23 protein-coding genes and 1 other RNA gene are annotated in these 22,341 nt (G+C 59.2%); 15 read left to right on the top strand and 9 right to left on the bottom strand.

Annotation, left to right across the window (positions count from 1 at the left end; all coding sequences use genetic code 11):
- Window positions 1-149 precede the first annotated feature (149 nt).
- The 10 genes from ACT7DV_RS17660 (at window position 150) to ACT7DV_RS17615 (ending at window position 7,818) form a co-directional block, all read left to right on the top strand.
- Window positions 150-569 carry a TadE/TadG family type IV pilus assembly protein gene (locus ACT7DV_RS17660; RefSeq protein ID WP_444664564.1) on the top strand — a complete coding sequence of 140 codons (420 nt, stop codon included), beginning with the start codon at window positions 150-152 and terminating at the stop codon, window positions 567-569.
- A gap of 185 nt (window positions 570-754) precedes the next feature.
- Entirely contained in the window at window positions 755-1,009 is a 255-nt protein-coding gene (locus ACT7DV_RS17655; RefSeq protein ID WP_444664562.1) for a hypothetical protein, read from the top strand.
- The gene (locus tag ACT7DV_RS17650; RefSeq protein ID WP_444664561.1) at window positions 969-1,457 is read left to right on the top strand and encodes a hypothetical protein; all 489 of its coding nucleotides are present in this window, start codon (window positions 969-971) and stop codon (window positions 1,455-1,457) included. The genes ACT7DV_RS17655 and ACT7DV_RS17650 overlap by 41 nt, the downstream gene beginning before the upstream one ends.
- 47 nt (window positions 1,458-1,504) lie before the next feature.
- The gene (gene prfB / locus ACT7DV_RS17645) at window positions 1,505-2,620 is read left to right on the top strand and encodes a peptide chain release factor 2 (protein WP_444664559.1); all 1,116 of its coding nucleotides are present in this window, start codon (window positions 1,505-1,507) and stop codon (window positions 2,618-2,620) included.
- Between the two features lie 280 nt (window positions 2,621-2,900).
- Complete coding sequence (ftsE, locus tag ACT7DV_RS17640; RefSeq protein WP_444664557.1) at window positions 2,901-3,698, top strand: cell division ATP-binding protein FtsE; 798 nt, start codon at window positions 2,901-2,903, stop codon at window positions 3,696-3,698.
- Window positions 3,695-4,609, top strand: a complete 915-nt coding sequence (gene ftsX / locus ACT7DV_RS17635; RefSeq protein WP_146274840.1) for a permease-like cell division protein FtsX — start codon at window positions 3,695-3,697, stop codon at window positions 4,607-4,609. The genes ftsE and ftsX overlap by 4 nt, the downstream gene beginning before the upstream one ends.
- Before the next feature lie 55 nt (window positions 4,610-4,664).
- The gene (locus ACT7DV_RS17630) at window positions 4,665-6,098 is read left to right on the top strand and encodes a peptidoglycan DD-metalloendopeptidase family protein (protein WP_444664555.1); all 1,434 of its coding nucleotides are present in this window, start codon (window positions 4,665-4,667) and stop codon (window positions 6,096-6,098) included.
- Window positions 6,099-6,152: 54 nt separating this feature from the next.
- Entirely contained in the window at window positions 6,153-6,632 is a 480-nt protein-coding gene (smpB, locus tag ACT7DV_RS17625; RefSeq protein WP_075972434.1) for an SsrA-binding protein SmpB, read from the top strand.
- Between the two features lie 112 nt (window positions 6,633-6,744).
- Window positions 6,745-7,113: a transfer-messenger RNA gene (gene ssrA / locus ACT7DV_RS17620) on the top strand.
- A 231-nt stretch (window positions 7,114-7,344) separates the two neighbouring features.
- Window positions 7,345-7,818 carry a DUF2568 domain-containing protein gene (locus tag ACT7DV_RS17615; RefSeq protein WP_060701254.1) on the top strand — a complete coding sequence of 158 codons (474 nt, stop codon included), beginning with the start codon at window positions 7,345-7,347 and terminating at the stop codon, window positions 7,816-7,818.
- 69 nt (window positions 7,819-7,887) lie between these two features.
- Here the strand turns inward: ACT7DV_RS17615 and crcB are convergent, their stop codons facing one another.
- The 6 genes from crcB to aroA are packed head-to-tail and all read right to left on the bottom strand — an operon-like array spanning window position 7,888 to window position 12,585.
- Complete coding sequence (crcB, locus tag ACT7DV_RS17610) at window positions 7,888-8,274, bottom strand: fluoride efflux transporter CrcB (protein ID WP_444664552.1); 387 nt, start codon at window positions 8,272-8,274, stop codon at window positions 7,888-7,890.
- Window positions 8,271-8,699 (bottom strand): fluoride efflux transporter FluC, encoded by a 429-nt coding sequence (locus tag ACT7DV_RS17605; RefSeq protein WP_444664551.1) that lies wholly within the window; start codon window positions 8,697-8,699, stop codon window positions 8,271-8,273. The genes crcB and ACT7DV_RS17605 overlap by 4 nt, the downstream gene beginning before the upstream one ends.
- Window positions 8,700-8,707: 8 nt before the next feature.
- Entirely contained in the window at window positions 8,708-9,319 is a 612-nt protein-coding gene (locus tag ACT7DV_RS17600) for a metal-dependent transcriptional regulator (protein WP_444664549.1), read from the bottom strand.
- Window positions 9,319-10,122 (bottom strand): inositol monophosphatase family protein, encoded by an 804-nt coding sequence (locus ACT7DV_RS17595; RefSeq protein WP_444664547.1) that lies wholly within the window; start codon window positions 10,120-10,122, stop codon window positions 9,319-9,321. Before ACT7DV_RS17595 ends, ACT7DV_RS17600 begins: the two co-directional genes overlap by 1 nt.
- A 13-nt stretch (window positions 10,123-10,135) precedes the next feature.
- Window positions 10,136-11,227, bottom strand: coding sequence for a ribosome small subunit-dependent GTPase A (gene rsgA, locus ACT7DV_RS17590; RefSeq protein WP_060701258.1), 1,092 nt, complete (start codon window positions 11,225-11,227; stop codon window positions 10,136-10,138).
- Window positions 11,227-12,585: a 3-phosphoshikimate 1-carboxyvinyltransferase gene (gene aroA / locus ACT7DV_RS17585; RefSeq protein WP_444664883.1), complete on the bottom strand. Its 1,359-nt coding sequence runs from the start codon at window positions 12,583-12,585 to the stop codon at window positions 11,227-11,229. The genes rsgA and aroA overlap by 1 nt, the downstream gene beginning before the upstream one ends.
- 227 nt (window positions 12,586-12,812) lie before the next feature.
- Between aroA and ACT7DV_RS17580 the strand changes: the two genes are divergently transcribed.
- Both ACT7DV_RS17580 and rsrA read left to right on the top strand, forming a co-directional pair.
- Window positions 12,813-13,466: a sigma-70 family RNA polymerase sigma factor gene (locus ACT7DV_RS17580; RefSeq protein WP_444664545.1), complete on the top strand. Its 654-nt coding sequence runs from the start codon at window positions 12,813-12,815 to the stop codon at window positions 13,464-13,466.
- 1 nt (window position 13,467) lies between these two features.
- On the top strand, window positions 13,468-13,728 hold the full coding sequence (gene rsrA, locus ACT7DV_RS17575) for a mycothiol system anti-sigma-R factor (protein WP_444664544.1): 261 nt from the start codon (window positions 13,468-13,470) through the stop codon (window positions 13,726-13,728).
- Between the two features lie 72 nt (window positions 13,729-13,800).
- On the opposite strand, the gene ACT7DV_RS17570 is transcribed toward rsrA, so the two are convergent.
- The 3 genes from ACT7DV_RS17570 to ACT7DV_RS17560 form a co-directional block, all read right to left on the bottom strand.
- Window positions 13,801-13,875, bottom strand: coding sequence for a 50S ribosomal protein bL37 (locus ACT7DV_RS17570; protein WP_369299107.1), 75 nt, complete (start codon window positions 13,873-13,875; stop codon window positions 13,801-13,803).
- Window positions 13,876-13,974: 99 nt separating this feature from the next.
- Entirely contained in the window at window positions 13,975-14,580 is a 606-nt protein-coding gene (locus tag ACT7DV_RS17565; RefSeq protein WP_060701262.1) for a GDSL-type esterase/lipase family protein, read from the bottom strand.
- 213 nt (window positions 14,581-14,793) lie between these two features.
- Window positions 14,794-18,552 carry a multifunctional oxoglutarate decarboxylase/oxoglutarate dehydrogenase thiamine pyrophosphate-binding subunit/dihydrolipoyllysine-residue succinyltransferase subunit gene (locus ACT7DV_RS17560; protein WP_444664542.1) on the bottom strand — a complete coding sequence of 1,253 codons (3,759 nt, stop codon included), beginning with the start codon at window positions 18,550-18,552 and terminating at the stop codon, window positions 14,794-14,796.
- A gap of 429 nt (window positions 18,553-18,981) precedes the next feature.
- Between ACT7DV_RS17560 and ACT7DV_RS17555 the strand changes: the two genes are divergently transcribed.
- From ACT7DV_RS17555 to ACT7DV_RS17545, 3 genes are all read left to right on the top strand, one after another.
- Window positions 18,982-20,304, top strand: coding sequence for a hemolysin family protein (locus ACT7DV_RS17555; protein ID WP_444664541.1), 1,323 nt, complete (start codon window positions 18,982-18,984; stop codon window positions 20,302-20,304).
- On the top strand, window positions 20,297-21,370 hold the full coding sequence (locus tag ACT7DV_RS17550; RefSeq protein WP_444664539.1) for a hemolysin family protein: 1,074 nt from the start codon (window positions 20,297-20,299) through the stop codon (window positions 21,368-21,370). Before ACT7DV_RS17555 ends, ACT7DV_RS17550 begins: the two co-directional genes overlap by 8 nt.
- Window positions 21,371-21,499: 129 nt before the next feature.
- Complete coding sequence (locus ACT7DV_RS17545; protein WP_444664537.1) at window positions 21,500-22,333, top strand: metal ABC transporter ATP-binding protein; 834 nt, start codon at window positions 21,500-21,502, stop codon at window positions 22,331-22,333.
- Window positions 22,334-22,341 lie beyond the last annotated feature (8 nt).

The raw sequence follows: 22,341 nt of genomic DNA, 5'->3' as shown, positions 1-22,341 counted from the left end.
TTACGTGTTTCAAGTTGTTGTCTTGGGTGATGATCACTCTCATGTCGGCCGTCTTGGTCGCAGCACTTTTAGCTATCGCAGGACCGCGATTGCAGGACCTCTTCAATCAAGCCATTGATCGGGTTTCGGGGTTGGGATAGAAGGCAAACATGCGCCGCGTCGTGCCGAATGGAATACCGCCAGTATTTAGGCGGTTCTTTGGTGAATCCAAGGGATCAGCCGTAGCGGAATTTGTCATGATCACGACGCTGTTAGTTCTTATCGCGTTGACGCTAATTCAACTCGCACTTGTCCTGCACGTTCGTAATACGTTGATCGATGCGGCTGCAAACGGCGCACATTATGGTGCGCTAGCGAATCGGTCCACGGCAGATGCGCAAGACCGGACACGGCACTTGATCACTGAGAGTCTTCATTCGGGATTCGCCCGAAACATTAGCGTTCGCTCCGCGAATATCGGCGAGGGCAGCGTGATCACAGTGTCAGTTGAAACGAAGGTGCCGTTAGTCGGTTTACTACCCAACGGATGGAACCTGCATGTACAAGGTGAAGCTGTGAAGTATGGATAATTTACAGAGAACTATCTCGGCAGCTTTGCGCAAAACTTCGCAGGACGAATCCGGAAGCGCGATCGTTGAGTTTATTTTCGCGGCGACAGTACTTTTGATTCCAATGGTCTACTTTAATTCTTGCCGCAAGTCATCTCCAGGCAGGTAGCTATGCAGTGGTTGGAGCCGCGGACCAGGCAGCTAAGGTGTTTGCACTAGCCGATACCCCAATTCAAGCGCAAGCAGATGCCAAAGAAACGGTACGCCGTGCGATGAATAATTTTGGCTATTCCAACGCGAAAACGAGTATTTCTTGCAATTCTGAATGCTTGAGTCCTGGAAGCGTGGTGACGGTCACCGTCGAATTGGACGTTCCGTTGCCCTTTGTCTCGGAGATGTTTGATGTATCAGCCTTTTCAGTTGATTCAGCAGCTTCCCAAAGAGTTGATCAATTTGGATAGCCATGGCAACTACAAAAAGGGGGCATCTGCAGAGGATGGGCAGTCCTTGGTGCTTGCTATTGGACTCTGCGCAATTACTCTGTTGACTATCTCGGTAGTTCTGGCGGCGAGTGCGGTAAATCTGAAAGCACGCCAATTATTGTCTATCGCAGACGGGGCAGTGGTCGCGGCCGTAGATGAGTTCGAATTCGTGGCAGATGGGCCCAACCCCCGAATCGAGTTGAGTCGACAACGGGTTCAGCAGGCCGTAGGTAAGTACCTCCTCGATGTTGGAGCTGCCGGAAGGGTCGATGATTTGCGGATAGCTTCAGTGGAGATCCGCCCCGATGGGCAGGGTGCCACTTTAGAACTGTCGGGAACTGTACGACCTCCAATCGTCGGCTGGATTGTACCGAATGGAGTCCCGATTTCAGTGAACTCCACTGCGCAGACGGTCCTCAGTCGCTGACAGGGGACTCAGGGATCGGAGGTGAAATGACGTAGTCTTAGAGGACCATGGCAAAAACTGACTTCTCTGCTGAAATCCGCACACTGCGCTCAACTTTCTCTGCAATTGAAGATGTTAGCGACGTTGATCAGATCAAGGCTGACATTGCAACGCTCTCCGAGGAAGCGGGAGCCCCTGATCTCTGGGACGATCCTGCCGCAGCGCAAATTGTCACTAGCAAGCTTTCATACCGCCAGTCGGAACTAGAGCGCCTCACGAAGCTCAAGACGCGGATTGACGATCTAGAAGTACTCGTCGAGTTGGCCGAACTCGAAGATGACGATGAAACTTTGCAAGAGGCCGAAAAAGAACTTATCGGCATCCGCAAGGCCCTCGATGATCTGGAAATTGTTACTTTGCTCAGCGGTGAGTTCGATTCCCGAGGTGCCGTGGTAACGATTCGTTCCGGGGCTGGCGGCGTCGATGCTGCGGACTTTGCCGAGATGCTCATGCGAATGTATTTGCGTTGGGCGGAAAAGCGCGGATTCAAAGCTACCGTGATGGACACGTCCTATGCTGAAGAAGCTGGACTGAAGTCGGCTACCTTCGAAATCGACGAACCTTATGCTTTTGGAACGTTGTCCGTAGAGGCCGGAACTCATCGCCTTGTCCGAATTTCGCCATTCGACAACCAGGGACGTCGCCAAACTTCCTTCGCTGCCGTTGAAGTAGTTCCACTTATTGAACAGACCGACAGCATCGAAATTCCAGAATCGGAAATTCGCGTGGATGTGTTCCGTTCTTCGGGCCCTGGTGGGCAGAGCGTCAACACTACCGACTCGGCAGTTCGCATGACTCACATTCCAACTGGAGTTGTTGTCTCCATGCAGAATGAAAAGTCCCAGATCCAGAACCGTGCTGCTGCACTTCGCGTTTTGCAGTCCAGGCTCCTGCTCCTGAAAAAGGAACAGGAAGACGCGCAGAAAAAAGAGTTTGCCGGTGATGTGAAAGCCTCGTGGGGCGACCAGATGCGTTCGTACGTGCTCAATCCATATCAAATGGTCAAGGATCTGCGCACTGAACACGAAGTAGGCAATACTCAAGCTGTGCTTGATGGTGAGATTGATGATTTCATCGATGCAGGGATCCGCTGGCGCGCAGGACAGCGCCGCCCAAGCAAATAGCAGATGCTGCGAATACCCATCTAGTAGTACGGACTTGTCAAAAACAGTGTAAGTATCGTCACCGGGCCCATTGAGCAAGGGCGAAATACATCAAGTAATGCATGATCTCAGTGGTTTATCCTTGCTGTGCTTATCGGATGAATATGGCAACACACCTAGGAATTATGCTGGTTCGACGGCTTGCACCGATAGTGTTTGGAACACTGGCGCATCTATTGACGTTTGATCTCGAGATTGGTATTCGTGGGTCGCGCCCCGACGAAAACTAGCGATTGAAGACATGATTAAATTCGAAAACGTCTCGATGATTTATGAGCCAAGACAGCAGAATGCCGCCTTGGACGACATAAACATCGAGATTAGCCGCGGCGAATTCGCCTTCTTGGTCGGCGAATCCGGTTCCGGAAAGTCGACCTTCCTGAGTTTGGTGCTACGCGAAAAGCGTTCTACCGACGGGGCTGTTTACGTTGCAGGGCAGAACCTGAACCGGATCCCAAGTCGACGTGTGCCAAAACTGCGTCGTGATATCGGATTCGTGTTCCAGGACTTCCGCCTCCTGCGCGAACGTACAGTCTTTGACAATGTGGCCTTCGCGATGGAAGTAATCGGTGCCTCGCGTGCGCAGATTCGTGAACGCGTTCCAGATGCCTTGAAGCTGGTGGGACTTGAAGACAAGGCACGTCGCAAGCCCACCGAGCTTTCCGGCGGTGAGCAGCAGCGTGTCGGTATAGCGCGCGCCATTGTGAATAAGCCGTCGATCCTTTTGGCCGATGAGCCCACCGGTAACCTCGACCGCAAGAACAGCATCGAAGTCATGAACGTGCTGAATCGCATTAATCAGAACGGGACAACCGTTTTGATGGCAACGCACGCACACGAGCTTGTTAGCGAATACCGTCATCGCGTGATTGAACTGCAGCGCGGACAGGTGATCCGCGACGAAGTAGAAGGTCAATACACGCCAATGACCACGGTGGTGAACCAAGACGGATCTCGCGAGCTACTCGTGGGCGATTCGGCTGTTGAACACCACGAAGATTCACAGGTTGCTGAGGACCAGAAAGACGAGGACCAGTGAGACTAGGATTTATTCTCCGCGAAGCGGCGAAAGGCCTTCGGCAGAATGTCGTGATGGTCGTTTCTGTCGTCCTGGTGACTTTCGTTTCGCTAACATTCGTTGGCGCCTCGATTCTTCTGCAACTGCAGATTAACCAGATGAAGGGCTACTGGTACGACCGCATGGAGGTAGCGATCTATCTCTGCGACGACACCAGCACTTCGCCGAACTGTGGCGGAAATGAAGCCACTGATGCCCAGCGGCAGAACATTGAGAAGGTTCTCAAGTCCGAACAGTTGGCTCCGTATATCAAGGAATATGCCTATGAATCGAAAGATCAGGCGTATAAGAACTTCTTGGATCAGTATGAGAATTCTTCCCTAGTCGACCAGATCACTCCTGAGCAGCTGCCTGAATCCTTCCGTGTTGCATTAGTTGACCCGGAGAAGTATCCGGTGATCAACGAAGCGTTTTCGACGGTCGACGGGGTGGACTCCGTAATCGACCAGCGTGACCTGCTGGAGAAGGTCTTCCAGCTCGTGCGCGTTGCTTCGGCTGCTGCAGCCGTGGTTGCAATCGTGATGATCATTTGCGCGGTCCTGCTTACAGGAACAACGATTCAACTCTCAGCTATGCATCGACGGTTGGAAACAACCATTATGCGGCTGGTCGGTGCATCCAAAGCGACAATTCAGCTTCCGTTCATCATTGAAGGTGTTATTGCCTCATTGATCGGTGGATTGTTAGCTTCGGGAACCTTGTGGCTTCTTCTCAAGTTCCTCGTCGAAGACAAGCTTGCCAGTGAAAATGTCGGCGTTGCCTTCATTTCTACCGGAGAAGTTTGGCTTGTTGCGCCTGTCCTCTTGATAATCGGTATCGTTTTGGCCACAATTTCATCAGTGGTAACGTTGAAGCGTTACCTGAAGGTTTAGCCGAATCGTTATCTCCGGCCTATCTGATGCACGACAATTCACTCTAAGGAGTCACATGCTGTCCAACGCAGTGCGTAGTAAGTTCTTGCGCGCCACTCTTGGTGGCGCCATGGCACTGGCCTTGACGTTGCCGGCTGGAATTGTCGCAGCTGATGAGCTGGACGATAAAAAAGCTCAGGTTGAAGGCAACATCAATAACCTAGAGCAAGACATGGAGTTCCTGGACGCCGATATCCAGGCCACCGATAAGAAGCTGCGTGACCAGCAGGCTCAGGTTCCTGCAGCGGAACAGGCATTGGCGGACGCGCAGAGCCGTGTCGCCAATGCCCAAGCGGCAGTTGCCGATCTGAACAACCGTTTAATTGCTGCTCAGGGAACGCGCGATCAAGTCGCGGCCGAAATTGAGGCAAACGCCAAGAAGATTTCTGAAGCAAAAGAAGCCATGGCTTCGATTGCGTCAGAGGCTTATAAGCGCGGCGGTGTTTCTAGCGGGCTGGACATGATCCTGAACATGGAGTCGGCCACTGAGATCGCAGACGGTCTTGACCTGGCAAACCGAGCGATGGCTTCGCAGAGCGCTACCTACAACGACCTGGCGCAAGAGCAGGCCAACAACGAAAACAATAAGGTTCGACTTGACGCCGTTGAGAAGGAAATCTCATCGCTCAAATCCCAGGCCGAGGACGCGCTGGCTCAAGAGCAGGCGGCTCGAACCCAAGCGCAGAACGCAAAGAACGAACTCGATGCTTTGGTTGCAAGCACTGAAAAACTTGGTGCTGAGCTTGAAGCCAAGAAGCCTCAAATCCAGGAAAAGCTAGCTTCGCAGCAGAAGGAATACGCCCAAGTTCAGGCAGACATCAAGGAGCGCCAGGAGCGCTTGTTGCGCGAAGAAGCTGAACGAAAGCGCAAGGCGGCTGAGGCTGAAGCAAAGCGCAAAGCGGCTTACGAAGCCGAGCAAAAGCGTCTTGCAGAAGAAGCCGCTGCCAAGAAGAAGGAATATAAAAAGAAGGCTTACGTTCCTCCAGCGCCGGCAGAACCCGAGGTGAGCACCTCTAATGGTTCCAGCGCCTGGGGATTGGTAAAGCCAACGACCAGCAACAATCTGACTTCCTCCTTCGGCTGGCGTCCAACGCCCGCCGGAACCATTGATTATGGTGGACGGGGTGGATATGTGCACGCTGGCATCGACTGGGGCTTCGGCGGCCAGTGTGGTGCGCCCATTACGGCCGCAGCCGATGGTGAAGTGTGGATGGCTGGCTGGGGCGGTACCTCCGGAAATAAGGTGCTCATTTCCCACGGCGTAGTTCGTGGCAAGGCGCTGGCGACCGGGTACCACCACATGTCACAAGTCGCCGTGAGCGTAGGGCAGCACGTCAAGCAGGGCCAAGTTATTGGCTACGTTGGCACCACCGGCAACTCCACAGGCTGCCACCTGCACTTCGAAACTATTGTCAATGGCACGGCCGTGAACCCATTGGGACTTCTCTAGCGCTAGACTTGTAGTCTGCGTGCGAGAATTCGCCCGCGACATGCAAGGAGTAACGTGGCTAAGAAGAATCAAGAAGATCGGGTGATCGCGAGCAACCGCAAGGCGCGCCACGATTTTGAAATCCTCGATACCTTCGAAGCTGGCATGGTTCTCACTGGTACGGAAGTCAAGTCATTGCGAGAAGGCAAAGCCTCACTCGTTGACGGCTTCGGCCAGTTCTACCGTGGTGAGCTTTATATCGAGAACGTCTACATCCCTGAGTACCTCAACGGATCATGGACCAATCACGCGGCACGTCGCCGTCGCAAGCTCCTGCTGCACCGGCAAGAACTGCTCAAGATCGAGCGCAAGATCGGCGAGGCTGGACTCACTGTTGTTCCGCTGAGCTTGTACTTCAAGTCAGGTCGGGCAAAGATCGAGATCGGTATCGCCCGTGGTAAGCGTGAGTACGACAAGCGCCAGACCCTGCGCGAGCAACAGGACAACCGCGAAGCTATGCGAGCCATGCGCGAGCGCAACCGAGGGCACGCATAAAACTTGGTGTGGCGCATTTCGCGTTGGGGTAGAGCACGTGGATGAGTTATGATTGATGAACACGCTTTCGGGTGTGGTTGTATCCGGGAAACTGGGACTGACAACAAAATACGGGGATGATCGGTTTCGACGGTGTGAGTCGCGACAGATGAAGCGGGCCGAGGACGCAAAGTTATCTCGTAAACGCTCTTTGCAAACCAATAAGTGCCGAATCAAAGCGCACTGACTTCGCTCTCGCTGCCTAAGCAGCCAGACAGTCCGTTAGCCAGGGGATGCTATCGCCTCTGTTCCTAACGTCATTTAGATAGCCACTGTATCCAGCGGTTGTTACCGCTGCTGGGTACATATTTTGGTAACTGTGCCCGGATCAACCACATGTTTGCGTGATGGTTGGGGCAGAGAAAATCCGCAGCAAACTGCGCCCGGAGAAGACCTGGCAACACCACATCGGACGGGAGTTCAATTCTCCCCATCTCCACGTTTTGAAGCTCTGGAACTAGGCTAAATGCCTGGTTCCAGGGCTTTTTTCGTTGGTGGAATTCATGTTGGCCTCGCAGGGCGGACAATGCTTGCACCAGCGGTCATTGCGGCTAAACACTTCTGGAATCTCGCGAGTCTATTCGCGGCATGGAGGATTTGCACATAGACTTGAAATGAAAGCCGGAGATTACTGGTCGGTGGTCATTGCGGAATTGGAGTGAGATTAAAGTCGATGGGTAAAACAAGCTCCCAGCGGGTATCGCCGTTCCTCTCGGGCACCTACGCGGTGGTGGCTTTCCTGCTTGAAGTTGGCCTGCTATTTGCCGCCGCCTTAGCAGCTATCGCTTTCATTCCTTGGCCAATGATTCTGGCCATTTTAGTGGTTGTCATCCCGCTGTTGATCATTTGGTCAATTTTCTTTTCGCCCAAAGCAGTGGTCAAACTCCGATTGCGAACTCGCGTGCTGCTGATCCACCTCATCTACCTGGTAGGTGCCTATGTGCTGTGGCTCAGCGTCGATCACAGTTTCTACGAACAATCCCAAATTTGGGCGATTGCGATGCTGTCGCTCACCGGGATTAGCGCAATCCTGGTGTTGGCTTCAGGCGGTTACGTGGTCCCGCATGACCGAACGCCCAAGCCGATCAAGCCAGCGCCAAAGCGACAATCCACCGGCGCTCCCAAGGGACGTCGAGCTGCCCGTTAGAAACAACTTCAAAGCCCAGCCACACGGCTGGGCTTTTCTTGTATACACTGCGATCCTGCCCAGTTTGTATTAGAGCAGCGAGGAGAGCAGGTAACCGCCCCAGGCGGCGAGGACGGCCGCAAATAACGTTCCAAGGGCATTCGCCAAGCTGGACAAGGGGCGGCCGGCTCGCAGCAGGCGCAGGGTATCGAAGCTGGCGGTCGAGAAGGTGGTGTAGCCTCCGAGCACCCCTGTGCCCATGGCCAAAAGCCAGGCTTCGTTCAATTGGGTGTTTGCCAGCAAGCCGGTCAGAAAACCCAAGGCGAAGGAGCCCGAAACGTTGATCGTGATGGTTCCCCAGGGAAGCAACGCCCCGAATGTGGCACAGATGAACGAATCGAGACCATAGCGCAGCACCGCGCCCAAGCCGCCGCAGAGTGTAACGAGCGCAAAGAGTACCGGTGTCATGCCCATCATTTGCCATCCCCCTGCGGCGTACGGCGCCTGGTGCCCAGCAGCATGCCGACCCAGGTGGCGAACGCCCCGAGCAGCACGGTTCCCAGGCCGTATACCAGCCCGATGGCCGTCGATCCTTGCGTGAACAGCAACATGGTGTCGGTGGCTAGCGCGCTGTATGTGGTGAAACCGCCCATGAATCCTGTTCCAAGCAGCAACCGCAGCTTTTTCCGGCGCGTAGTTTCCGGTCCCCGGGCGGCCAAGGCCGTCAACAGCCAGCCGAGGGCCAAGGCCCCGGTGAGGTTGATGAGCAAGATGGCTACCGGCAGCGGGCCTTCTTGAGGCAGCAATAGGCTGATCGCCAGTCTGCTGGCCGTCCCGGCGCTTCCGCCAGCGAATACCAGCAGCAGCTGGATCGGGCGCAGGGTGAATCCCTGGGTGGACATCGGCCTGATCACTTCGATTCGATGTTGCGGACCCAAATCAGCGAGGCCTCGATATAGTCCAGCTGATGAGGAAGCTTGATGGGCGCCCCGGGCACCATACCCTGCGCGGCGGCGCGGCGCAGGAAGTCCGGGTCTTCGTCGCTGATCCGGTCGATGATGGCCAGTTCTCCGCCAAAGCGGTCCAGACGGATCGCTTCGGAGACCGGCAGGCTTCCGTCAGAGGCCGGGATTGCGTCGCCGTGGGGGTCGTGGCGGGGATGGCCCAGCCGGGCGTCCAGGGCGTTGATGAAGCGGTCGCTGACGGTATGCTCCAGGGCCTCGGCCTCGTCATGCACTTCGTCCCAGCCGTAGCCCAGCTCGTCGCGCAGGAAGGTCTCCAATAGCCGGTGCCGGCGAACCATCCGCAAGGCTTCACGGCGACCGCTGCTGCTGAGGGCCACCGTCTTGCGGGGCACATGATCGACCAGCCCCTTGCTCGATAATTTCTGGATCATCGAGGTCACCGACGCGGGGGACAGGCCCAGCTGGTCTGCCAATGCGCCGGTGCTGACCTCGGTATCTTCCCATTCGGTCAGCGTGTAGAGCGCCTTGAGGTAGTCCTCTTCGCTGGTGGTCAACATCAGCGGTTCAGATAGGGCAGTATCGCGGCGTGCAGCTTGCCGTTGGTGGCCAGCGCATTGCCGCCGAGGCAGCCTTCCTCTCCGGCCACCGAGGTGAACCGCCCCCCGGCTTCGCGAACTACCGGGACCAGTGCGGCCATGTCGTAGAGTTCGAGCTCCGGCTCGAAGGCCGCGTCGACCGCACCTTCGGCCAGCAGCGCATAGGAATAGAAGTCGCCGTAGCCACGGGTTCGCCAGGCAGCATCGAGCAGGTCCAGGAAGCCGTCGAGCTTGCCGGCGTCCTTCCAGCCGTTCAGGGAGGCGTAGGCCAAGGAGGAATCGGCGAGTTCGGACACCGAGGAGACCGAAATCTTGCGGGTGGCCCGCTCTCCTGCGCCGGCCGCGGGTTCGCTGACGTAGGCGCCCAAACCGGTTGCGGCGTGCCAGCGGCGGCTGAGCGCGGGGGCGGAAATGACGCCGAGCACCGGCTCGTCGTCCACCAGCAGGGCAATGAGGGTGGCCCAGACCGGGACGCGCCGCACGAAGTTCTTGGTGCCATCGATCGGGTCGATAACCCAGCGCCGTGAACCGCTGCCGTGCACCCCGAATTCTTCGCCGAGCACCGAGTCCTGCGGGCGGTGCTTGGCAAGCTCGGCCAGGATCAGCTGTTCGGCACCACGATCGGCATCTGAAACAGGGGTCATATCCGGCTTGGATTCGACCACCAGATCATTGGAGCCATAGCGGGCCAAGGTCAGCTGGTCGACCTTATCGGCCAGGGCTAGGGCAAAGTCGAGATCTTGCTGCAGGGTGAAATCTGCCATGGTGTACCGGCGCTCAGAGTGCGCCGAGCTCCTTTTCGTGCGTGGTTTCCTCGGTGGTGACCAGCCGGCGGTATGAGGCGAGGCGGTCGGCGGGCTGGCTGTTCGGCGCTGCTTGCGCCCAGGCTTCCAAGGCGCAGCCAGCTTCGCCGGCGGCATGGGTGCAGCCGCGCGGGCACCCGGTGGCGATCTCGGCCAGGTCTTCAAAGGCGGCCAGGATGTTATCGGGATCCACCAGGCCCAGCCCGAAGGATCGAATGCCCGGGGTATCAATCAGCCATGAGCCAGGGATCTGGCCCAGCCGCAGTGCCAAGGCGTTGGACGAGGTGTGGCGCCCGCGCCCGGTGACCGCGTTGACATGGCCAGTGGCCCGGTCGGCGCCGGTGAGCGCGTTGACCAGCGTGGACTTGCCGACCCCGGAGTGCCCGAGCACAACCGAAACACAGCCGCCCAGCAGCTCTTCGAGTTCCTCCAGCGCGTTCGCATCCAGGCGCGCACTGGATCCGTCGGCGCCGCGGGCATCAACGCCCGAGGCATCTGCGGTGGTGGTGCGCGAAATGACCACCGGGAAGTCCAGCCCCTCGTAGTGCTTGAGGAAATCCGCCGGGTCCTTCACATCGGCCTTGGTCACGCACAGCACCGGCTGGATGCCGGCGTCGTACGCGGCGACCAGGGCGCGATCGACAAATCCGGTGCGCGGCTCGGGGTTGGCAGCGGCCACCACGATGACCAGCTTGTCCACATTGGCCACGACCACGCGCTCGGTGGCGTCGGTGTCATCGGCGCTGCGGCGCAGCAGCGTGGTGCGTTCCTCGATTCGCACCAGCCGGGCGAGCGTATCGGGCTTGCCGGAGGTATCGCCGACCAGTGCGACCAGATCTCCTGGCACGATCGCCTGCCGGCGCAGCTCGCGGGCGCGCGCGGCGATCACGATGCGCTCGTTGCTGGTGTCCTCGTCCAGGATCGCGGTGTATCGCCCGCGGTCCACGGTGATGATCCGGCCGATTTCCGCCTTTTCATAGGCCGGGCGGTCCTTGGTGCGCGGACGCGACCCGCGCTTGTTCGGGCGGACGCGGACCGAGGACTCGTCGTAATCCAGGTAGCGCATTAGCCAGCTGCCTTCGCGGTGGAAACCATATCCGCCCACAATTGCGGGAATTGCGGCATGGTTTTGGCGGTGGTGGCAATATTTTCCACGCGGACCCCTTCGATGGCCAGGCCCAGCAGCGCCCCGGCGGTGGCCATGCGGTGGTCCTCGTAGCTGTGCAGGTCGGCTGCCTGCAGCGGGCCCGGGGTGATTGCCAGGCTGTCGCCTGTAGCCACGACGTTTGCTCCGACTTTGGCCAGTTCGTTTTCCAGGGCCGCCAAGCGGTCGGTTTCATGTCCGCGAAGGTGCCCGATCCCGGTCAGGTTGCTTGGGGAGCTGGCCAAGGCGCACAGTGCCGCCAGGGTGGGGGCGAGCTCGGAGGCATCGGCGTAGTCGATCCCGCGGATCACTCCGGTTCCGCGCACCCTGAGCACCCCATCGTCGCCGTGGTGCACCTCGGCGCCCATCTGGGACAGGATCTGCACCCATTTTCCGCCGACCTGGGTGGTGGTTGCGGGCCAGAAGCGGATGCCGACGCTGCCATTGCTGGCCAGGGCCGCGGCCAGGAATGGCCCGGCGTTCGACAGGTCGGGTTCCACGGTGACCGTGAAGCCGGCAAGTTCGCCCGGGGCTATGCGCCAGCCGCGCCCGTCCTCGTCCACGGTGATGTCCACGCCCAGTTCGAGTAGTGTCTGCACGGTCATCATGATGTGATCCGGCGAGGCGATCGGGCCATCAGCGGCGCGCAATGCCAGGCCGCCAGGCAGAGCATGGCCGGCGAGCAGCAGTGCGGAAATGAATTGCGAGCTGCTGGAGGCATCGATCACGACCTGATCGACGGACTCCAGGCCGCTGGCATCCATGGTGAAGGGCAATTTGCCCGGCTCCCCGGCGAAATCCATGGTGGCGCCCAGGGCCTGCAGCGCATCGAGCACCGGGGCCATCGGGCGCAGGCGCGCGTGCGGATCGCCGTCAAAAGCGACGGTGGCGCGGGCAACCGCTGCCAAGGGAGGCACAAAGCGCATCACCGTGCCGGCCAATCCGCAGTCGATGCTCAACGGCCCGGTGGCCAGTTCAGCTGCGGGATGGACCTGGACGGTGGTGGACCCGTCGGCCTGCTCGATCCGCTTGATCCCTGTGCCGAAGCTGGCCAGGGCGGCAAGCATCAGCTCTGTATCGCGGCTGATCAGGGTGTTGTGGATGGTGGAGGGGGAGGAGGCCAGGGCCGCAAGGATCAGATAGCGGTTGGTCAGCGACTTGGAAGCGGGCACCGAAACGATGGCATCTACGCCGGTGCTGACATGAGGTGCCGGCCACCAGTGCGTCCCAGCGTGCGGGGGATCGGACTGCGGGTTTCCAGAGGCGCTTGCGGAGTTGATTGCTGATCCTTAGGCTCGTGCGGTTTTAGTTAAATCCTAGCCGAGATTGGCGCGGGAATAAGGTTTTGGATTCCATGGTTATACCCGGTGTGACGATCAGACAGGATACTTCAACAGCCAGCGGCACCACCTGTGTGGTTGCCGACGAGCCCCGGGGCACTCGTACCGCTAGTCGATCGCGGTTGAATTCGCGCAATAGCGCTAGCAACCGCGTAGACTCAGGCGTGATGAACAACAAGAGTGTGGACGAGAATTTGCCCGATGAGGCCACTGAGTCCGAGGCACAGCGTCGCGAACGCTTTGAACGCGACGCCATGCAATATGTGGACCAGCTCTATTCGGCTGCCCTGCGCATGGCTCGCAACCCTGCCGACGCCGAGGATCTGGTGCAGGAGGCCTACACCAAGGCGTATTCGGCCTTCCACCAGTACAAGCCCGGGACCAATCTCAAGGCCTGGCTGTATCGTATCCTGACCAACACGTACATTAACCTGTACCGCAAGCGCCAGCGCGAGCCATTGCGCACCAGCACCGATACCATCGAGGACTGGCAGATGGCTTCGGCGATGGAGCATTCGCCCGCCGGCTTGCGCTCGGCAGAAGTCGAAGCGTTGGACCACCTGCCGGACTCGGATGTGAAGGCCGCATTGCAGGCCATCGGCGAGGACTTCCGGATGGCGGTGTACTTCGTGGATGTCGAGGGCTTCAGCTACAAGGAAGCCAGCGACATTTTGGGTGTGCCCATCGGCACAGTGATGTCCCGGTTGCACCGTGGACGCAAGAACTTGAGGGAACTGCTCGCCGATTATGCGGCAGACCGTGGGATAGCCACCGGGGCTCGCAACAAGAGCGCCGCGAAGGCTGATGGAGGAGCGAAATAAGATGGATTGCAATTCATTGGGTGACTGCGCCGATGACCGCATCGTACGCATCTACGAGTACCTCGACGGTGCCCTGACGCTCGGCGATCTCAAAGAGGTCAAGTCGCATTTGGATGGCTGCCCCGAATGCACCGAGGAATACGACCTGGAGTGCATTATCCGTTCGGTGGTGCGCCGCAGCTGCCAAGAGCAGGCCCCGCAGGCGCTAAAGGCCAGCATCATCGCCCGGATCTCGCAGATACGTGTGGAATCAGGCCACTAGCAGGCAAAGAAAAACCCCGTAGCGTTCGAGCAAAACTCGAATGGTACGGGGTTCTTTTTATATTCGCTTCGCTTAGCTGTTTGGGCGCTTGCCGTGGTTGGCACCGCCACGCTTGCGATCGCGACGCTTACGAGCGCGCTTCGACATGGTGACTCCTTAGAAGGATCAATGGATCTTCCCGATAGTTCGGGCCGGCTAATAGTCTTTCATACTTTGCGCCGATTTTCCTAACGGGCACAGGGTGCCTTAGCCCTCGCCAGGCTCTGGCAAGTCCAGCCACGAGTACCAGCCGCGGTGCAGAACCAGCCAGGCCATCAGGCCGTAGCCAGCTTGGCCGGGAACCCCGCCAGAGGCATTGAGGTCAGCGCGCCACTGCGCGTGGGCACGCAGGGGAGTGAAGGTATCTACATAGTGGTGGTTGCGGCGCAGGGCCACATCCGAATACACGCGATTGAGCTCCGCGACCCGCTGATTGCGGGCGTCATCCAATCCCGGGGCCGGGCCGACCAGCAGCGCCTTGATGCTCATCTGCGACGCGGAATCCAGAATGTTGGCCAGGTTCAGCCGGCTGCGGGCGGTGGAGACATCCAGATCCACATCGCGATCGGAGAGCGCGATGACCAGGCGATTCTCGTATTGGTCGCTGAAACGCCGCGAGGCTTCGCCCATCCAGCGTTCGGCCAGGGCCTCGGAGCCTTCGGCAGGGGCGGCCAGGACGAAGGACTGCAAGCGCAGCGCAGGGTCCTGGGTCCGAGCCATGACACGGCCGAACCAGCCAAGTCCGCGCGGGTCCCCATGTCCGGCCAGCAGCTCATCTCCGATTGCGGTAATGCGGATTGTGCGTAACTCCAACTGGGCGACCTTTCGTTGGCTTCAAGAATATGAATCGATCCCCACCTTAGCAGTGAAGTCGCCGGCATCGCGGGAGATCCATGCTGGATAAATGCCACACATTGCCCCCTGGAGCACTGCGGCGGGTTAACGAGCAGTTGCCGGCGAGTTTCCCCGGAATTACCTGGGAGAACTCGCCGGCAACGTCACAACAGCTGAGTGTTGCGAGGTGCTTTAGCGGGCGAAGGCCTGCTGCAGCAGCACTGCGTTTTCTGCGTCGTGGCGCTTCGCGTTGCCTGCAGAGGTTGCTGCCGATGCCGGGCGGGAGACCAAGGTGATCTTCTGCTCCAGCTGTGGTGCAACGTAGAGGCCGAAGAATGGCCATGGACCCTGGTTGGCTGGTTCGTCCTGGACCCAGGCAGTCTTGGCATTCGGGTACTTGGCCAGCTCGGCAGCGATCTGCTCGGACGGTGCCGGGTAGAGCTGCTCAACACGCACGATCGCGGTCTTCGTATCCTGCGCCTTGCTGCGCGCGGCGACCAGGTCGTAGTAGACGCGGCCCGAGCACAGCAGCACCTTGTCCACGGCGTTGGCATCGGAGATGGTGTTATCGCCGATAACCTCCTGGAAACCGCCGGTGGTGAAGTCCTCCACCGAGCTTGCCGCGGCCTTCAGGCGCAGCAGCTGCTTCGGGGTGAAGACGATCAGCGGCTTGCGCGGACGGGCATAGGCCTGGCGGCGCAGCAGGTGGAAGTGGTTGGCACCGGTGGATGGCTGGGCCACGACCATGTTGTTCTCGGCGCACAGCTGCAAGAAGCGCTCGATGCGTGCCGAGGAGTGGTCCGGGCCCTGGCCCTCGTAGCCGTGTGGCAACAGCATGACCAGCGAGGAGGACTGCGACCACTTCTGCTCTGCCGAGGAGATGAACTCGTCGATCACGGTCTGCGCGCCGTTGACGAAGTCGCCGAACTGGGCTTCCCACATCACCAGCGCATCCGGGCGCTCTACCGAGTAGCCGTACTCGAAGCCCAGCGCTGCGTATTCGGAAAGCAGCGAATCGTAGATCCACAGCGGTGCCTGGTCCTCGCTCAGGTTGTGCAGCGGGTACCACTCGTTGTCGTTCTCGCGGTCGTGGAAGACCGAGTGGCGCTGCACGAAGGTGCCACGGCGCGAGTCCTGGCCGGCCAGGCGAACTGGAACGCCCTCCATGGACAGCGAGCCCAGCGCAGCGACTTCGGCGAAGCCCCAGTCGATGCCGCCCTCGCGGGACATCTTCTCGCGGCGCTCGAGCAGCGACTTCAGCTTGGTGTGCATAGTGAAGCCCTCAGGAATTTGAACGTGGGCTGCACCGATATGTGCCAAGGTCTGGGCGGAGATGGCCGAACCGCGGGCGCCGTCGATGGTGTTCTCGTCGGCTGCCTGGGCGAATGGCTTCTCCAGGTCGTTGATGGTCGAGCCCGGGGTGATGATCGGGATCGGGGAGGTCTGGGCCGCATGCGTCTCGGCGAAGATGCGTTCCAGGTTCTCCTTGTACTCGGCCAAGACGTGCTCGGCCTCTTCCTGCGTGATGTCGCCGCGGCCGACCAGGGCCTCGGTGTACAGCTTGCGGGTGGAGCGCTTGGCCTCGATCAGGTTGTACATGATCGGCTGGGTCATCGAAGGATCGTCGCCCTCATTGTGGCCGCGGCGGCGGTAGCACACCAGGTCGATGACGACGTCCTTGCCGAACTTCTGGCGGTACTCGAAGGCCAGCTGGCCCACGTGCACCACTGCCTCCGGGTCATCCCCGTTGACGTGGAAGATCGGAGCCTGCACGGTGCGCGCAACATCCGAGGCGTAGACCGAAGAGCGCGAGGAGCTCGGAGCGGTGGTGAAGCCGATCTGGTTGTTCACGATCACGTGGACGGTGCCGCCGGTCTTGTAGCCGGGCAGCTGGCTCATGGCCAGCACCTCGGAGACCACGCCCTGGCCAGCGAAGGCCGCGTCGCCGTGCACCAGGATTGGCAGCACTTCGTTCTTCGAGCCCAGGCGATCCAGCTTGGCGCGGGTGATGCCCTCGAGCACCGGATCCACTGCCTCCAGGTGCGAAGGGTTGGCGGCCAGGTAGACCTTGGTCTGGTTGCCTGCATCCGAGGTGTAGGAGCCCTCGGTGCCCAGGTGGTACTTCACGTCGCCCGAACCCTGGACGGAGCCCGGGGTGGCGGTGCCTTCGAATTCGCGGAAGACCTGTGCGTAGGTCTTGCCGGCGATGTTGGTCAGCACGTTCAGGCGGCCACGGTGGGCCATGCCGATGGCGACTTCGTCCAGCTGGTCGTCGGCGGCATCAGAGATGATGGCATCCAGCAGCGGGATCAGCGATTCTCCGCCCTCGAGGCTGAAGCGCTTCTGGCCGACGAACTTAGTCTGCAGGAAGGTCTCGAAAGCCTCGGCGGAGTTCAGCTTGCTCAGGATGCGCAGCTGCTCTTCGCGGGTTGGCTTCGCATAGCGCGACTCCAGCTTGGCCTGGAACCACTCGCGCTCTTCCGGGTTCTGCAGGTGCATGTACTCGGTGCCGATGGTGCGGCAGTAGGCATCGCGCAGGGTGCCGAGGATATCGCGCAATAGTGCGCGATCCTTGCCGCCCAAGCCGCCGGTGATCCACTCGCGGTCCAGATCCCACAGGGTCAGGCCGTAGTTGTTGATGTCCAGGTCCGGGTGCTTGCGCTGGACGTATTCCAGCGGGTTGATGTCGGCCATCAGGTGGCCGCGCTCCCGGTAGGAGTTGATCAGGTGCTGGATGCGGGCGACCTTGTTGACCTGCAGGTCGATGTCGACCTGGTTGTCAACGGCCCAGCGAACTGGCTCGTAAGGGATGCGCAGCTGCTCGAAGATCTCGTCGTAGAAGCCCTGCTCGCCAAGCAAGAGGGATTCAACCAGCTTCAGGAACTCGCCCGAACCGGCACCCTGGATGACACGGTGGTCGTAGGTGGAGGTCAGGGTGATGTGCTTGCCGATACCCAGGGCAGCGACGGTCTTTTCCGACGAGCCGCGGTACTCGGCAGGGTATTCCAGTGCGCCAACGCCGATGATGGCGGCCTGGCCCTTGGACAGGCGGGGGACCGAGTGAACGGTGCCGATGCCACCTGGGTTGGTCAGCGAGACCGTGGTGCCAGCGTAGTCGTCGGCGGTCAGCTTGTTGCCGCGGGCACGCTTGATCAGATCTTCATAGGTGGCCCAGAACTCGTTGAAGCTCAGGGTCTCCGCAGCCTTGACGTTGGGCACGGCGAGCATGCGGGTGCCATCTGGCTTTGGCATGTCGATCGCGATACCGAAATTCACGTGAGCCGGCTGGATCGCAGTTGGCTTCTTGTCGATGACATCGTAGGTCACGTTCATCGATGGGATCTGCTTCAATGCACGAATCACGGCGAAGCCGATCAGGTGGGTGAAGGAGATCTTGCCACCACGAGCACGCTTGAGGTGGTTGTTGATGACGATGCGGTTGTCGATCATCACCTTGGCCGGAACCGCACGCACGGTGGTGGCGGTCGGCACGGCGAGGCTGGCATCCATGTTGGTGGCGATGGCCTTCATTGGCCCGCGCAGTGGAGTGCGCTTTTCCTCACCGAAAAGTTCGGTGGAAGGGGTGGCCTTCGGAGCCTGGGCCGGAATCGGTGCAGTCTTCGGCGCTGGCTCGGCCTTCTTTGCCTCAGCGTCTGGCGCTGCGGCAGGTGCTGGCTTTGAAGCTGGTGCTGGCTCGGAGGCCCGAGCCTGGGTTGCGGCGCGTGGTGTGCCCTGCCCGGTCGTTGCGGGTGCTGCAGTAGTTGCTGCTGGCGCCGCTGGCGCCGGCTGCGTTGCCGGGGCCTTCTTGTCGGCGGCGAGAGATTCGAAAATATCCCACCATTTCTTATCTACCGAGTTCTTGTCGACGAGATACTGTTCGAACAGCTCGTCTACTAGCCACTCGTTTCCACCAAACTCTTCAGTAAGTCGGTGGTGTGCTTGCTCTGGCACGTGCAACGCCTCTTCCCTGATTTCTACGTTGTTCTAGCTGAGCCGGTGGTCTTCCGAGGACGTGAATCGACCACTTCGGCTCACAAGATATCTAGACCTGCGCACCAGTCTAGTGACTTTTACGCGCAGTTGGCCACGGGACGTAGGTAATCTCACGAAAGTGTCGTGTATAACATCCCGTTCAGCGTGGTGAAGCTACCGCTGAACGCCACGACATTGAAGTGGTGCACAATGAGGGCATCGTTCGATAGACTGAATCGCACTATGGAATCACACTCTCCAAGCCGGTGTGCCGCCCGCGGGCGCAGTGCCGGCCAACTCAGTCCATGTTCAGCAGGTTCCGGCTCCCGATTGGAGCCTTCTAGTTGCCGTCGATTCGGTACTGAACCTTTCATTCCCGTGCCGATGAACAGGTGGTGGTAACCACCTATGGATTGGCTCTTCATACTTCTTGGCCTGTTGCTGATTCTCGGCACCGGCTTCTTCGTGGCTGTGGAATTCTCCTTGGTCGCCCTTGACAAAAGCACGGTGCAAAACGCCGTCGATCGCGGCGAACGCGGCGCTAAGCCGCTGCTGCAATGCTTGACCTCGCTGTCCACCCAGCTCTCCAGCTGCCAGTTGGGCATTACGCTGACTACCTTGCTCACTGGTTACGTTCTGGAACCGGCAATGAGTTCCTTGCTGGAACCATTGATGGAAATGACCGGTATTCCCGAAGCCAGCTCGGTAGCCATCTCCGTGGTGGTATCCCTGGTGGTAGCTACCTTGCTCTCTATGCTTATCGGCGAATTGGTCCCCAAGAACATGGCCATCGCCCAGGCAATGACTATCGGCAAGCTGCTGGCCCGTCCACAGCTGGTCTTCACCGCGATCTTCAAGCCAGCCATCGTGGTGCTTAACGGATTCTCCAACGCCGTGCTTCACCGCTTCTTCGGGTTGGAAGCCAAGGAAGAAATTTCCGCCGCCCGCTCGTCGCAGGAATTGGCCTCGCTGGTGCGCCGTTCGGCCCAGCTGGGCACCTTGGACGTTCAAACCGCTCGCTTCGTGGAATCCACGATCGAATTCTCCGAACGCACCGCGGCGGATGTGATGACACCGCGCACTTCCATGTCCACCATCGATTCGCAGGCGCCACTGTCCGAGCTGATCTCCGTCAGCGCCGATACTGGTTTTTCGCGCTTCCCCGTGATCGAGGGATCCAGCGATGAGATCCAGGGGATCTGCCATGTCAAGGCTGTTGTCTCGGTGCCGCGCGAACGCCGTGCGGCGTTGCAGGTGGGCGAATTCGCACGTGACGCCCTGTATGTTCCCGAAACCATCCACCTCGATGTGCTGCTGGAGCAACTGCGCGCCGCGGAATTCCAGATCGCCATCGTGATGGATGAATACGGTGGAACCGCGGGCCTGGTCACCCTGGAGGACCTCGTCGAAGAGATCGTTGGCGAAGTCTCCGACGAACATGACGAGGATGAGGAAGAAGCAGTCACCCAGCCCAACGGCAACTGGCTGTTCCCCGGCATGTTCCGGCCGGACCAGGTCAATGAGAACTTCGACCACGAGGTGATTCCTGAAGAGTCCTCCTACGAGACCATCGGTGGATTCATGCTTGCCGAACTAGGCCGCTTGGCCGAACTCAACGACCAGGTCGAGACTGAAAATGGCACCTTTACTGTGACCGAGCTGGATGGTCGGCGTATCGCCCAGGTCCGCTTCGAACCGGTTGCAGCGGAGCAGGAGACCGGCAATGAATGACTTTATGGGCCTCCTGTGGCTAGTCGTCCTGTTGCTGTTCAACGCGTTTTTTGTTGCTGGCGAGTTCGCCGTGATGAGCGCTCGTCGCTCGCAGATCGAGCCATTGGCCGATGAAGGCAATAAGCGGGCGAAGGTTGCCCTGCATGCCATGGAACATGTTTCGGTCATGCTGGCGGTTTGCCAGCTCGGTATCACCGTCTGCTCCCTGCTGATCCTGAACATTTCCGAACCTGCGATCCACCACTTGCTGGCGGAGCCGCTGACCTTGATCGGAATGCCGGAGTCGGCTGCGGATACCGCGGCCTTCTTGATCGCATTGGTGCTGGTGACTTTCCTGCACGTCACCTTCGGCGAGATGGTTCCGAAGAATATTTCGGTTTCCGTCGCTGATAAAGCTGTCCTGCTTTTGGCGATGCCGCTGGTCGGCTTGTCCAAGGTGCTCAAGCCGATCATCTCGATGCTCAACGGCATGGCCAACCTGGTGTTGCATGCCTTTGGCATCGAGCCTAAGGATGAAGTCTCAAGCTCCTACACTGCGGCCGAGGTGCGCTCGATCATCGACACCTCTTCCGAAGAGGGGACCTTGGATGAAGACAACGCATTGCGACTGACCAAGGCCTTGGAATTCTCATCGGTGACCGCACGAAGCTGCATGGTTCCGCTGGATGACTTGTTCACCCTTGAATGGGGCGAAACCACGGCTCGCGAATTCGAGAAGAAGGTCGGCAAGACCGGATTCTCGCGCATGCTGATCACCAAAAATGATGTTCCGGTGGGCTATTGGCACGTGAAAGACGTGATGCTGATCGACGACGCGCATTCGACTCAGCCGCTGCAAGACTTGCCGCTGCATCCATTGGGCCAGCTGGGCGAGGACACGGAAATCGAAGCGGCCCTGGAGGAGATGCGTCAGGAAGGCAACCACCTTTCGGTGGTCGTTGATGCCGCCGGTTCTGCCCTTGGCGTGGTGTTCCTTGAGGATGTGATCGAGGTGCTGGTTGGCGAGATCACCGATACGACTCGGAAGCGCACTTCTCCACCGCGCAGGGAGAAGCAGGGAAACTAGGCGAAGCTCACCCCGTGGGCTCGTATTGCGAATGAATCGCAACTGGTAGGATTGACTGCGGCACCTGATCGGGTGCCGCAGTTTTTCGTCGCCGGAAAAACAACAATCTCGCAGCGCAGAAAGCAGTCCATGTTATCTAGCCCCATTGTCCACTTTGAGGACGCACGCCTGGCCTATGGGTCGCGTGTGCTCTGGGATGAGCTCAACCTATCCATCGCGGCGGGCGAGTTTCTTGCAGTTTTGGGCCCTAATGGCTCTGGCAAGACCAGCTTCATTAACACCATGCTTGGAACCACCTCGCTGAATCGAGGTTCCGTGGCCATCGCAGGCGCCCCGGTTCGTCGTGGATCGGCGGCCGTCGGCTTGATTCCCCAGCAGCGCCCCTTTGGCGATAACGTCCCATTGCGCGCCCGGGATCTCGTTGCCCTTGGCATAGACGGTTCCAAGCTGGGTATCCGCATTGGACGTAGCGCGGTGCGTCAGAAAGTCGATGAGCTCCTGGAGATGGTGGGGGCAAGCAGCTACGCCAACCGGCCGGTATCCGATCTTTCTGGAGGCGAGCAGCAGCGTCTGCGTGCGGCTCAAGCCTTGGCCGGAAACCCCAGGGTATTGCTATGCGATGAACCATTGCTGTCACTGGATTTGCATCATCAGCAAGCCATCAGCGAGGTGATCCATCGCCAGGCCGTCGAACGCGAAAGCGCTGTCATTTTCGTGACTCACGAAATCAACCCGATTCTTCCGTATGTGGATCGAGTGCTCTATCTGGCTGAAGGCCGTTTCCATTTGGGCACGGTTGACGAGGTTATGCAGTCATCGGTGCTCACCGAACTTTATGGCGCCCCGGTGGAAGTGCTTCGCGTGAATGGGCGAATCGTGGTGGTGTCCGGGGCGGCGAGCAGTGCCATGCCGGCAGATGGGCACGACCATGCTGAAGACGTCGACCTGGAAACCGGGAAGTAGGAGCGGGA

The organism is Glutamicibacter sp. TV12E (assembly GCF_052441935.1).
GTDB lineage: Bacteria > Actinomycetota > Actinomycetes > Actinomycetales > Micrococcaceae > Glutamicibacter.
Note: the sequence above shows the minus strand (reverse complement) of the source record. Positions and strands in the feature narration are given on the sequence as shown.